Origin of the sequence: Bacillus timonensis (assembly GCF_004799755.1) — a bacterium.
GTDB lineage: Bacteria > Bacillota > Bacilli > Bacillales > Bacillaceae_L > Ferdinandcohnia > Ferdinandcohnia timonensis_A.
Window position 1 is genome coordinate 45,224 of sequence record NZ_SLUB01000019.1, and the last position, 12,416, is coordinate 57,639.

At 39.4% G+C, this 12,416-nt stretch carries 12 protein-coding genes; 10 read left to right on the forward strand and 2 right to left on the reverse strand.

Annotated elements, in window-relative coordinates; genetic code table 11:
* Nucleotides 1–66 precede the first annotated feature (66 nt).
* The 5 genes from E1I69_RS11930 to E1I69_RS25235 all read left to right on the forward strand — a co-directional run bounded on the left by E1I69_RS11930 (nucleotide 67) and on the right by E1I69_RS25235 (nucleotide 4,754).
* On the forward strand, nucleotides 67–1,356 hold the full coding sequence (locus E1I69_RS11930; RefSeq protein WP_136379842.1) for an MFS transporter: 1,290 nt from the start codon (nucleotides 67–69) through the stop codon (nucleotides 1,354–1,356).
* Nucleotides 1,357–1,431: 75 nt separating this feature from the next.
* A complete protein-coding gene (locus tag E1I69_RS11935; RefSeq protein ID WP_136379843.1) occupies nucleotides 1,432–2,421 on the forward strand; it encodes an ornithine cyclodeaminase family protein in 990 nt (329 codons plus the stop codon).
* A 90-nt stretch (nucleotides 2,422–2,511) separates the two neighbouring features.
* Nucleotides 2,512–3,012, forward strand: a complete 501-nt coding sequence (locus E1I69_RS11940) for a cupin domain-containing protein (RefSeq protein WP_136379844.1) — start codon at nucleotides 2,512–2,514, stop codon at nucleotides 3,010–3,012.
* Between the two features lie 337 nt (nucleotides 3,013–3,349).
* Nucleotides 3,350–4,483: a tryptophanase gene (locus E1I69_RS11945; protein WP_278186160.1), complete on the forward strand. Its 1,134-nt coding sequence runs from the start codon at nucleotides 3,350–3,352 to the stop codon at nucleotides 4,481–4,483.
* 4 nt (nucleotides 4,484–4,487) lie between these two features.
* Nucleotides 4,488–4,754 (forward strand): beta-eliminating lyase-related protein, encoded by a 267-nt coding sequence (locus E1I69_RS25235; protein ID WP_278186161.1) that lies wholly within the window; start codon nucleotides 4,488–4,490, stop codon nucleotides 4,752–4,754.
* Nucleotides 4,755–4,794: 40 nt separating this feature from the next.
* Here E1I69_RS25235 and E1I69_RS11950 read toward each other — a convergent pair whose 3' ends face one another.
* Nucleotides 4,795–5,574, reverse strand: a complete 780-nt coding sequence (locus tag E1I69_RS11950; RefSeq protein WP_136379845.1) for an ABC transporter ATP-binding protein — start codon at nucleotides 5,572–5,574, stop codon at nucleotides 4,795–4,797.
* 183 nt (nucleotides 5,575–5,757) lie between these two features.
* On the opposite strand from E1I69_RS11950, the gene E1I69_RS11955 reads away from it, so the two are divergent.
* From E1I69_RS11955 to E1I69_RS11965, 3 genes are all read left to right on the forward strand, one after another.
* Entirely contained in the window at nucleotides 5,758–7,500 is a 1,743-nt protein-coding gene (locus E1I69_RS11955) for a methyl-accepting chemotaxis protein (protein ID WP_242634585.1), read from the forward strand.
* A gap of 110 nt (nucleotides 7,501–7,610) precedes the next feature.
* Complete coding sequence (locus tag E1I69_RS11960; protein ID WP_136379846.1) at nucleotides 7,611–8,597, forward strand: Gfo/Idh/MocA family protein; 987 nt, start codon at nucleotides 7,611–7,613, stop codon at nucleotides 8,595–8,597.
* Between the two features lie 184 nt (nucleotides 8,598–8,781).
* Nucleotides 8,782–9,855, forward strand: a complete 1,074-nt coding sequence (locus E1I69_RS11965; RefSeq protein WP_136379847.1) for a branched-chain amino acid aminotransferase — start codon at nucleotides 8,782–8,784, stop codon at nucleotides 9,853–9,855.
* 126 nt (nucleotides 9,856–9,981) lie between these two features.
* Here the strand turns inward: E1I69_RS11965 and E1I69_RS11970 are convergent, their stop codons facing one another.
* Nucleotides 9,982–10,344 (reverse strand): hypothetical protein, encoded by a 363-nt coding sequence (locus E1I69_RS11970; protein ID WP_136379848.1) that lies wholly within the window; start codon nucleotides 10,342–10,344, stop codon nucleotides 9,982–9,984.
* A gap of 470 nt (nucleotides 10,345–10,814) precedes the next feature.
* Here E1I69_RS11970 and E1I69_RS11975 point away from each other — a divergent pair, with 470 nt between their 5' ends.
* Nucleotides 10,815–11,873 carry an LLM class flavin-dependent oxidoreductase gene (locus tag E1I69_RS11975; protein ID WP_136379849.1) on the forward strand — a complete coding sequence of 353 codons (1,059 nt, stop codon included), beginning with the start codon at nucleotides 10,815–10,817 and terminating at the stop codon, nucleotides 11,871–11,873.
* Between the two features lie 66 nt (nucleotides 11,874–11,939).
* Nucleotides 11,940–12,356, forward strand: a complete 417-nt coding sequence (locus tag E1I69_RS11980; protein WP_136379850.1) for a hypothetical protein — start codon at nucleotides 11,940–11,942, stop codon at nucleotides 12,354–12,356.
* The last annotated feature ends 60 nt before the right edge of the window (nucleotides 12,357–12,416 follow it).

Sequence of the window (12,416 nt, forward strand, 5' to 3'; positions counted from 1 at the left end):
AGTTGTCCTCTTTGCGGAATATGTTCAATTACTGGACTATTCATATTTTTATAAGGGGGAAAAGCAATGCAAACAAAGGTGGAAAAGAAAGTACTCATTGCAAGCCTTGTCGGTAGTTCGATTGAGTGGTTTGATTACTTTTTGTATGGGACTGTTGCCGCGCTTGTTTTTAATACGGCCTTTTTCCATAGCGACGATCCAACTGTAGGACTTATGTTGGCTTATGCTTCGTTCGCACTGTCGTTTTTCATCCGACCGCTTGGTGGAGTTATTTTTAGCCATATTGGCGATAAAATCGGCAGAAAGAAAACCTTAGTCTTAACACTTTCTCTTATGGGTGGGGCGACAGTTCTTATGGGATTCCTTCCTACATATGAGCAAATTGGGGTTATTGCACCAATTTTACTAATTGTACTGCGTCTTATTCAAGGAATTGGCTTAGGCGGTGAGTGGGGAGGTGCGCTCTTACTGGCAGTTGAATATGCACCAAAGGAAAGACGTGGATTATTCGGAAGTGTACCCCAAATGGGTGTCACAATTGGATTATTGCTCGGAACGTTGGCTTTATCTTTAATGACTTTATTACCAGATGCAGCCTTTATGTCATGGGGATGGCGTGTTCCATTCATTCTAAGTGCATTACTTGTCGTATTTGGGTTATGGATTCGGAAAGGAATTGAGGAAACACCTTCCTTTAAAATGGTACAAGAAAAAGGGGAGGTCGCCAAGATTCCGTTTTTTGAAACGATGCGCACACATTGGAAAGAGGTTTTAATTGCAATTGGAGGAAAGGTTGTTGAAACGGCTCCATTCTATATTTTTGGTACATTTATCGTATCATATGCGACAACACAACTCGGTTTCTCACGTACAGCTACTTTAAATGCTGTCACGATTGCAACGATTGTAACAACCATTCTCATTCCAATCATGGGGAATTTATCTGATAAAGTGGGACGTAAAAAGCTTTATGTTGGTGGGACCATTTTAATGATGTTGTACGCATTTCCTTATTTTTGGCTACTCCATCAAGAATCAGTGGCCTTATTAGTGGTTGCAACGATTTTAGGACTTGGAATCATATGGGCTCCAATTACAGCTGTACTTGGAACGATGTTTTCAGAGATTTTCAAATCTAATGTCCGCTACACTGGAATTACATTAGGATATCAAATAGGAGCAGCACTAGCTGGAGGAACAGCTCCACTTGTTGCAACAGCATTACTTGCAGCATTCAACAACTCCTATGTTCCTGTTGCATTATACATTATCTTAACGGCTGCGATATCCCTCATTGCCGTTGCGACTGTACGTGATCGTAAAAATGAAGACCTGGATAGCGAGGAAACAGCCTAGTTTTTAAGGGAATCGCAGGTAGCGGTTCCTTTTTCCAATATATAGTATGATGAGGAAAAGAAAGAAGGGGATACCATGCTTATATTATCAGAATCCGAGATTAGGACGTTGTATTCGATGTCTGATGCCATTCGGGATTTAGAAGAGGCACTTACCTTTTATGAAGAAGGAAAAGTAGTAAATCCTCATCGCACAGTCTTTGATTTTCCAGCGAAGGAGGCATCAGCATTATATATGCCAAGTTCGATGGAACCGGTTGGTAAATCTGCAGTTAAAGTCGTAACGATTTTTCCGCATAATCCTTCCGTGGGCAAGAACACAACACAAGGTGTAATATTACTAAGTGACACAGACAGTGGGGAGCACCTTGCTTGTTTAAATGCTTCTTATCTAACACGTTTGCGGACTGGTGCAGTCAGTGGAATTGCAACAAAGCATTTAGCTAAAAAGGATGCTTCCGCTGTTGTAGTGATTGGAACAGGGGCTATGGCCGAGGAACAGCTACAAGCGGTTTTAGAAGTCCGTGAAATCAAGGAGATTATGCTATTCAACCGTACGAGGGAGAAGGCTATAGCTTTTGAAAAAAGAATTCCAGAATTGAGCCCAGGATTTTCTGGTTCAATTACGATCATGGATAGACCTGATGAAGCTGTTTCAAAAGCAGATATTATCATTTGTGCAACACGTTCTGCGGTACCTGTTTTCTCAGGACAAGCTTTACGACCAGGAACACATATTAACGGAGTTGGTTCTTATCTTCCTCATATGCAAGAGGTCGATGAAGAATCGATTCTGAGATGCTCAAAAATCGTAGCCGATACGATGGAAGGTGTAAAAGACGAAGCTGGTGACTTCATCATTCCAGCAAATAAAGGAGTGTGGAGTTTTGATGAACTGCATGGGGAATTGAGTGAGTTGGTGTTAGGGAAAATAGCTGGTCGGGAAAAGAATGAAGAGATTACATTTTTTAAATCAGTCGGGACAGCATATTTTGATTTAGCAGTAGCAGCCTCAGTCTACGAAAAAGCAATAAAAGCTGGTGTGGGTAAAGAGGTTGATGTGTAAATGGTAAAGGAGTAGCCTTTGGGGCTACTCCTTCTTTTTGCTTTTAGGATATACTAACACTAGATGTTTAATTTGAGGGGAGTTTTACCAATGAACGAAAAAGACGCACAGTTTTATATATCACACCTTGGGCTTGAGCCGCATCCAGAGGGCGGGTTTTATAAGCAAACATTTGCTTCCGATGTGATAATCGATACTGAGCAAGATAACCAAAGAAAATTGTATACGAGTATATATTTTCTACTAGGGTCTGAAGATATATCCCATTTACATCGATTAAAATCAGACGAGCTCTGGTATTACCATGGCGGTAGCTCATTAACCGTCCATATCATTGACGAATCAGGAGAATACAAAGAAATGCAGCTTGGGCTTAATCTTGAAAAAGGAGAGGTTCCACAAGTACGTGTGCCTAAAAATTCAATATTTGGGTCTTCCGTTAAAGAAGAAAATACATTCTCACTAGTAGGGTGTATGGTTTCACCTGGATTTGAATTTGAGGATTTTGAATTATTTACACAAGAGGAATTACTTAAGAAATATCCACAGCATGAAGCGGTAATACGCAAGCTAGCACTCGAGAAAAAATAGAGTAGAATAGTAAAAATGCCATTTTTGGATATATAACAGCTAAAATGTAGATGGATGAATTCCATTTAAACAAACGTTGGATTGAATTTTCAAGTGCTTGCTGCTATTGGCTTAGGATGCCAAACAAACATTTGTTTGAAATGGATATTGCAAAATGAAACAGATTATTTTGAAACCATATTTCAATAATATGTAAGGACGCCTTTCCAGTGACAACGGAAAGACGTTTTTCAATGGTTTAAAGCTTTTATCATGCACCGGAGATTCTTGAGAGGAATCACGAACATGTTTTACATTATACATAGATTGAATTTTCTATAAAAACGGAGGGGTTCGGGTGAAAAGAAGAACGGCAGAGCCATATAAAATTAAGGCAGTGGAACCATTAGCAATGCTAACGTATGAGGAAAGAAAAGAAGCATTGGAGCGAGCTGGTTACAATACTTTCTTGATTGATTCGCAAGATGTCTATATTGATCTCCTAACAGATAGTGGGACAAGTGCGATGAGTGACCGTCAATGGGGTTCCTTAATGGTTGGAGATGAAGCGTATGCGGGAAGTAAAAGCTGGAAAAGGCTTGAACAGGCAGTCAGGGAGATTTATGGATATACGTATGTTTTACCAACACACCAAGGACGTGGAGCAGAAAACATATTATCCCAGTTAAAAATAAAGCCGGGTGATGTGGTTCCTGGGAATATGTATTTTACAACAACTCGTGCTCATCAGGAGCTAAATGGAGCGAAATTTGTTGATATCATCATTGAAGAAGCGCATGATTCAACGACGGAACATCCGTTTAAAGGGAACGTCGATTTATCTAAATTACAGGCTCTTATTCAGGAGGTTGGGGCAGAGCGTATTCCGTATGTTTGTGTGGCTGTAACCGTCAATATGGCTGGAGGACAGCCAGTTAGTATGAAAAACATGAGAGAGGTCTATACCCTATGTAAAAGTTATGGAATTGACGTGATGTTCGATGCCACACGCTGTGTAGAGAATGCCTATTTTATCAAGGAACGAGAAGCGGGTTATGAGAACCATCGGATTAAGGATATTTTAAAAGAGATGCTTTCCTATTCAGATGGTTGTACAATGAGCGGGAAAAAAGATTGTTTGGTGAATATCGGAGGATTCCTCGCGATGAATGACGAGGAGCTTTACGCAAGATCACGTGAATTAGTGGTTGTATATGAAGGGATGCCGTCCTATGGAGGAATGGCTGGACGTGATATGGAAGCAATGGCACAAGGAATTTATGAATCTATCGATGATCATTATATCCACCACCGTATTCAGCAGGTTCGTTATCTTGGACAGCAGTTGATCGAGGCAGGAATTCCAGTTGTTCAGCCGATTGGGGGGCATGCGGTCTATTTGGATGCAAGACAATTTTTACCCCATTTAAACCAAGAGGAGTTTCCTGCTCAAGCACTGGCTGCAGCTTTGGTATGTAGATTCGGGTGTTAGGGCAATGGAAAGAGGAATTGTCTCGGCGGGAAGAAACAAGGAAACCGGCGAACATAACAAACCAAAGTTAGAGCTCATTCGATTAACAATCCCTAGAAGAGTATATACGAATAATCACATGGATGTTGTTGCTGATTCTGTGATGGCCCTCTATGAAAAAAGAAACAAGATTAGCGGGTTGCGAATGGTTTACGAGCCTCCTACACTGCGATTTTTCAATGCAAGGTTTTCGCCGCTATCTGATGATTCAAGGTTAATTGCAGAAGAATAGAATGATGCCAGCCCATTTATGAACAAGGGCTGGCTATGTTTTACTTACTTTTTACTAGATAAGGACGGTTATCTTCCCAATGAACATGAACTGGGAGATTGAAGAAGTTTGAAAGAATATCACTTGTAATGATTTGATTCGTTTGTCCAGAAGCAAATACTTCGCCATTTTTAAGAAGCAATGTTTTCGTAAAGACGGGAAGAATTTCTTCCACATGATGGGTGACATAAATAATGGAAGGCGAATCTTCTTTAGTAGCGAGTCTTTCAATGGATTCTAATAATTGTTCTCTTGCAATAAAATCCAACCCATTTGTAGGTTCGTCCAAAATGAGAATCGTTGGATTTGCCATTAATGCTCGCGCGATCAGTACTCGTTGTTTTTCACCTTGTGATAGAGTTGCATATTCTCGGTTTGCATACCTGATACACCCAAGCGCCTCAAGGAGTCCAATTGCTTTTTCTCTCATTTCGTCTGTAGGTGTTTCATACAAACCGATGGACGCGAAGGCTCCGCTTAAGACAACCTCGAACGCGTTATCAGTCGGGTAGAACTTTTGCTGTAAAGAGGAGGAAACAAAGCCAATATTCTTACGAAGTTCCTCACCAAGATACATCTTTCCAAATTCAAACCCCAGAACTGTGGCTGTGCCACTAGTTGGGAAATTGTAGGCATTGATTAAATCCAATAATGCCGTTTTTCCAGAACCATTCAAACCGTAAAGTACCCAATGTTCCCCTTGTTCAATTTGCCAATTAATATTCTGCAGAATAAGCGTTTTGTCACGTCGAAGTGTAACATCTACTAAATCCAAAACCACTGTAATCCCTCCTTACGTATAAACTAATAATATCAAATAATTCTGATAAAAGTTAACCATTAAGTTTCATAAATTAAAGGTCGAAATATAATCCCTTTACACAATCTTTACGGGGAATTTACAATGCTTGTTTATAATTTTATGTATATAGGTAAAAAGACATGGAGTTTGGGGGTTCTACGCATGGGGAAAAAGTTGCGCAAAGTAAAAATGATAGATAAAGAGACTAATGGCAAAAGACGGTTCCTGCAGGGATTTTTACAACGAATTAATTTGAGTGCCCGATTATTTATCCTGTTTGTTTCTTTACTCGTGATATCTGTAGTGACAGTTGGAACAGTCTCATACATAAAGGCAAAAGATACGACAATTGAAACAATTGAAAATCGATTAGTACGTGAAGCAGAGTTTATGAGCTATATTGCAGAAAGTTTAAAATTTGTTTATGTCGGTAAAGACGATTACGATTATTTTATGCAGCAGTTAAATGGAAATGTTCGAGTCCAGCAGAAGAAGCTTGAAGCAGATGGAGTCGAAGCGGAGTTTTTCTATATTCAAAACCAAGAAGTAGTCCCTTTTAAGGTGAGTAAAGATGCCATTCCGGATTTTTCGAAAAAAACAATCACAGAACTAGTCGATCGCAAAAAAGGTGTCCTTCATGAAAAGATTAATGGAGATGATTTCACAATCTCGTTCCTTAGCATTAACGAGATAGGTGGTATTTATGGAATTCTTATTCCGACGAAATCCTATACAGGGCCGATCGATCAAATGGCTTATTTTACATTACTTGTAATGGCAGTTAGTATCATTGTGATGACGGTTGTGATTATTTTATTAGTGCGAACAATAGTTAGGCCATTAAGTGCATTACGAAATACGATGAAAGAAGTAAGGGAAGGGAATCTCAAGCATTCAGTCGATATACGTACAACGATTCCTGAAATTACTTCATTGCATAAGAGTTATAATGCCATGATTGATCAAATGAGAAGTATGTTAAATGAATTGAAGACGTCAACTAAAGAATTAGAAACAACAGGTGATGAATTAAATGTTTCATCTAAGGATGCGCTTGAATCAAGTCATCAATTAATTTCGGCGATTGATACAGTCAGACAAGGTGCAGAACATACAGCAAGTAGCTCTGAGGAGAGTGCATTAGGATTTAAGACGATGTCAAATCGGATAGTGGATATTATAAAAAACATGGAAACTGTTATCGACAGCTCAAAAAATATGAATCTCTCAGCTGGACGAGGTGAACGAAATATAGGACAGTTGATTGCAACAACTCAATCGTTTGAAAATGATTTCAATCGTCTTACAAAAACCATTAGAGAAGTGAAGGACTATTCACTCGAGATTACATCACTTGTGGAGTTAGTAACGGAAATTGCGAAACAAACAAAACTCTTAGCTTTAAATGCAACCATTGAAGCTGCACGTGCGGGTGAAGCTGGAAAAGGGTTTGCTGTCGTCGCACAAGAGGTTCAAAAGCTTGCGGAACAATCAACGAAAGCGACTGATGAAATTTCGAATGCGATCACAAAAATGGAGTCTATTACATTACTTGCTTCAAAGGAATTTGACCAAATGCTGATCCAAATTAATTCCAACCTCCAATTGGCAAATGACTCAAAAATCTCTATTAATGAGTTAATGCAAGGGATTTATGAAGTAAGTGAAAACATTGAAGTAATGCAGGAAGAATTAACAGGACTCGAGAGCATTGTTCCAGAACTACAGCAATCCGTAACCCAATTCTCATCTGTGTCACAAGAGACATTAGCTAGTGCCGAAGAAATGTTAGCCTATAGTGAAAGCCAAATTCAACAAATGGAAAATTCAAACGGGGTAGGAAAAAGACTTCATAATCTGTCAAAATCATTATCAGAAATCACTCAGCGTTTTAACGTTAAGTAATATAAATTCAGGTCATTCGGCAACTTTCCTTATTGAATGGTCCTTTGTGCAAGCAGCACTTTTTGAGGTATACTTTTTATATAACGTTTTTTGATAGGGGAGTTTCGGCTATGTCTTATAAGAAGGTTCGTTGGGGAGTTATTGGTTGTGGAAACGTGACCGAAGTAAAGAGTGGTCCTGCATTTCAAAAAATCGCGAATTCTGAGTTGGTTGCGGTGATGCGAAGAACAGGTGAATTAGCGAAGGATTATGCTGAGAGACATCATGTACCGAAATGGTATGACAATGCGGACGAGCTTATTCAAGACCTAGAAGTGGATGCTATTTATATCGCAACACCACCGGGATCTCACAAAGAATATACATTGAAGGCTGCAAAGGCTGGCAAGCCCGTGTATGTTGAAAAGCCAATGGCACGAAATTATGAAGAATGTGAAGAAATGATTGATGCCTGTAAAGTAGCAAATGTTCCACTATATGTTGCTTACTATCGTAGAGCACAACAAAGATTTTTGAAAATAAAAGAGTTGCTGGAGAACGGAGCGGTAGGGGAAGTACGATTTGTATCAACCACACAATACCGGATGGCAACTGAAGATCCAAATGCCCTTCCATGGCGAGTACAACCTGAAGTTTCAGGTGGGGGATTATTCTTTGATTTAGGAAGTCATACCTTAGATATATTAGATTTCTTGCTTGGACCCATTAAGGAAGTATACGGCTTCGCTTCAAATCAGGGTGGGCGTTACAAAGCGGAAGATATTGTAACCGGCACTTATTTATTTGAATCTGGAATCCATGGTGTTGGCAATTGGTGTTTTGCGGCATTTCAAGAAGAGGATATCAATGAAATCGTCGGTAGCAAAGGAAAAATTACATTCTCTACTTTCGGAAATGAGCCCATTTTGTTAACAACCGCGAACGGAACAGAAGAGTGGAGATTTGAGCGCCCTCAGCATGTTCACCAACCACTTGTGGAAACCATTGTAGCTGAATTGACAGGTAAAAGTGGAGTTTGCCCAAGCACTGGTGAATCGGGTGCACGAACAAATTGGGTAATGGGCGAAATGGTAAAAGGGTATTATACAGCTAAGTAAAAAGAACAAAAGGCGTCCAGTTAATCGGTCGCCATTTTACTGTTTCCAAAAAATTCTTCGAAATGTATAAGTTGCATGGTCCATTTTTCATAAGATTATGATAAAATAGTTGATATTATTATCAGAATAATATAAGATTTCGATTATTACCAAAGATTTATATCAAACGAAAGCTGGGATTAACATGACGACAGATTTTAAACTTGACATCACCCTTACAACTCAGAAGAAAGAGATACCTCCATTTGACCAATTGGTGTTTGGAACAAGCTTCACGGACCATATGTTTATGTGGGATTACACTGAAGGAAGAGGATGGCACGATGCTCGTATTGTCCCGTATCAATCCATTCCATTAGATCCTGCAGCGACCGTTTTTCATTATGGTCAATCTGTGTTTGAAGGATTAAAAGCCTATCGTACAAAGGACGAGGAAATTTTATTATTCAGACCTGATCAGAACATGAAGAGATTCAATAAGTCTAACCAGCGCTTAGTTATGCCACAGTTTGACGAAGAATTTGCTCTTCATGCATTGAAGAAGCTAATTGAAATCGATAGAGATTGGGTTCCAAATCTACCTGGCACTTCCTTGTATATCCGTCCATTTATGATTGCTACGGAAGCACATCTTGGCGTCGATCCGGCTAAAAATTATAAATTAATGATTATCTTATCCCCAGTAGGCTCTTATTATAAAGAAGGTATCAATCCTGTAAAAATTGCAGTTGAGAATAAATTTGTTCGTGCGGTTGCAGGTGGAACAGGTGATGCCAAAACAGCTGGTAACTATGCTGCAAGTTTATTAGCATCAGAAATTGCTGGTGAAAATGGATATTCTCAAGTACTATGGCTTGACGGTAGAGAGAGAGAATATATTGAAGAAGTAGGCAGCATGAATATCTTCTTTAAAATGAATGGAGAAGTGATTACACCTGCATTAAATGGTAGTATTTTAGATGGAATCACTCGTAAGTCCATTATTGAACTTTTAAAATACTGGAACATACCTGTTACAGAACGTAGAATTTCGATTTCTGAAATCCAAGAGGCCTATAATGAAGGGATTCTTGAAGAAGTCTTTGGAACGGGAACAGCTGCTGTAATCTCCCCAGTTGGAGAGCTTTTCTATAATAATGAAAAACTAATCATTAACAACGGTGAAACAGGTGCCTTATCGAAGAAATTATACGACACCATTACCAGCATTCAAAACGGAACAGCAGAAGACGTGTTTGGATGGACTGTAAAACTATAAAATTTTCAAAATAGTGTTTACCCGATGGGGTAGGCACTATTTTTTTGGGGAGCATCGGAAAAGTGTTTAACTAACAAGAAAGGATAACTCCATATTCTAGAGCCATCCTTTCATACTAATGTTTGACTAAAATAAAACGAACCAATAAATATAAGAAGCAATGAGCAGACCTACATATATCCACGATAGTATGCGTTGCCATGTTTTTGAATGGTAGGTAGTAAACAGAAAGGTGATGGGCACTAGCGTCCAAGGTAGCAAGACTAATAGACTAAATAAAAACAACCCAACCGAAATGCCGAGTGATTCAACCCCAAACGACATTTGAGCAACATAGGCAGATGCTCCTAATCCAATAGGTGATAGTAGAAGTAGGAAATAGCTTTTAAGTTTGAAGGTCGAGAAAAATGTGCTGAGAGATTCTGTTTCAAATATACTAAATTTAAAATGTGAGAGTGGTTCGCGCAGCTTTTCAGGAACTAATTGCATTTTTCATCCCTCCTATTAGAATTGGTAACTAGAGGCTATATATATATTATACGTAAAAGTTTTAAAAAAGTTTTACATTTATTCCATAAAATTCAATTTTAATAGATTTATGAATGATAATTTTGATATATCATACCCTGCTGTGCTTACTTTTTGCGGCTGAGGATATGATTATTTGTTAATCGTACCCTCATTGATCCCACTCGTGGCGATTGATGGAACGAATAAGGTCTAATCGTACCCTCATTGATCCCACTCGTAGCGATTGATGGAACGAATAAGGATTAATCGTACCCTCACTAAATGCACTCCGGAAAATGAAGGAACGATTACAAAACGGCCGCACCAATATTAACATCCTAGCCAAAATTCAAATCCTAAAATTTGCATCGAAAACAACATTATTAAATAATGGAGATAGTTAAAGAACAGTTACAAGTAAGAAATACATAAAATAGGGGGTACAGACATTGGAAATAGGAATTAGTACGTTTGTTGAGACAACACCGGATCCACAAACTGGTAAGGTCATCAGTCACGCACAAAGAATTCGCGAAGTTGTAGAGGAAATAGTGCTAGCTGACCAAGTAGGTTTGGATATTTTCGGAGTGGGTGAACATCATCGTGAGGATTACGCGGCTTCAGCTCCAGCCATGGTGCTTGCAGCGGCTGCGTCACAAACGAAGAAAATTCGTTTAACAAGTGCGGTTACTGTGCTTTCCTCTGCCGATCCGGTTCGCGTGTTCCAGGATTTTTCAACGCTTGATGCCATTTCAAATGGCCGCGCTGAAATCATGGCGGGAAGAGGATCCTTCATCGAATCCTTCCCACTGTTTGGCTATGACTTAAAGGATTACGATGAGCTTTTTGAAGAAAAATTAGATTTATTGCTACACATTCAAAGGTCAGAGAAAGTAACCTGGCAAGGGAAACATCGCCCATCTATCAATAACCGTGGAATCTACCCACGACCTGTTCAAGATCCATTACCAATCTGGATTGGAAGTGGTGGAAACCAGGAGTCAGTTGTTCGTGCAGGATTATTAGGATTGCCGCTAGTGTTAGCAATCATCGGTGGTAGGCCGGTTCAATTTGCACCACTTGTTGAATTATATAAGAGAGCCGTTGCTCATGCAGGTCATGATTTTTCAAAATTAGCCGTTGCCTCACATTCTCATGGATTTGTTGGAGAAACAATGGAAGAAGCAGCAGAAAAATTCTTCCCATCAACCGCACAAGCGATGAGTAAATTAGGCCAAGAGCGTGGCTGGGGACCATATACACGTGAAAGCTTTGATTTTGCCCGAAGCTTTGAGGGTGCATTATATGTAGGTGACCCTGAGTATGTTGCCAATAAAATCATCCACTTGCGTAAAAATGTAGGAGTTACCCGTTTTATGCTACATTGCCCTGTCGGAACAATGCCACATAAAGATGTGATGCGTTCCATCGAACTATTAGGAAAAGAAGTGGCACCACGCGTTAGAGAAGAAGTAGCAAAGTGGGAAGCCGAGACCGAAGCGAAATAAAAAAAGTTGGAAAATATATGAATAAGCAATGAAATAATTGGGATATTACTACCTGAGGTGAATAATATGAAAAAAATAGTAATATCCCTGCTTACTCTTGTCATCTTTTTCCCATTCACTGTCGGTGCCGCATCGAAGGTGGAATGTCCAAATGTGGGTCAGCTAGAAAATACCACGATTATTTATAAGGATGAACTCCTGAAGGCATTAGAAACCATTATCCCTCGTACGTTCGGTGATGGTGATTACTTAAATCACTATGCTGACTGGGAAGTCGTTACTGCACAGCCATTAGATGAAAAGGTAGCTAAGGAATATCAAATGTCATCTAAGTATTGTGGACAAGAAGTTGCGGACAAGTCTTGGTTAGTAACCTTACATTTCCCTAGATGGGAAGGAAAAAGTGACGTTGCATCAGATGGTCAAATCTTTGTATCAAAAAGCAAAGATAAAGGTTGGTTCGTCTGGTACCGAAATCAATAGACAAGATTGAACAAAAGAAAGCGTAAATCCGAGTACAGGATTTACGCTTTCTTTCGGATT

Coding starts and splice junctions, on each gene's coding strand:
- E1I69_RS11940 (WP_136379844.1), top strand. CDS start 2,512: ATGAACGAAAAAGACGCACAGTTTTATATATCACACCTTGGGCTTGAG.
- E1I69_RS11970 (WP_136379848.1), bottom strand. CDS start 10,344: ATGCAATTAGTTCCTGAAAAGCTGCGCGAACCACTCTCACATTTTAAA.
- E1I69_RS11960 (WP_136379846.1), top strand. CDS start 7,611: ATGTCTTATAAGAAGGTTCGTTGGGGAGTTATTGGTTGTGGAAACGTG.
- E1I69_RS11955 (WP_242634585.1), top strand. CDS start 5,758: ATGGGGAAAAAGTTGCGCAAAGTAAAAATGATAGATAAAGAGACTAAT.
- E1I69_RS25235 (WP_278186161.1), top strand. CDS start 4,488: ATGGAAAGAGGAATTGTCTCGGCGGGAAGAAACAAGGAAACCGGCGAA.
- E1I69_RS11965 (WP_136379847.1), top strand. CDS start 8,782: ATGACGACAGATTTTAAACTTGACATCACCCTTACAACTCAGAAGAAA.
- E1I69_RS11930 (WP_136379842.1), top strand. CDS start 67: ATGCAAACAAAGGTGGAAAAGAAAGTACTCATTGCAAGCCTTGTCGGT.
- E1I69_RS11935 (WP_136379843.1), top strand. CDS start 1,432: ATGCTTATATTATCAGAATCCGAGATTAGGACGTTGTATTCGATGTCT.
- E1I69_RS11980 (WP_136379850.1), top strand. CDS start 11,940: ATGAAAAAAATAGTAATATCCCTGCTTACTCTTGTCATCTTTTTCCCA.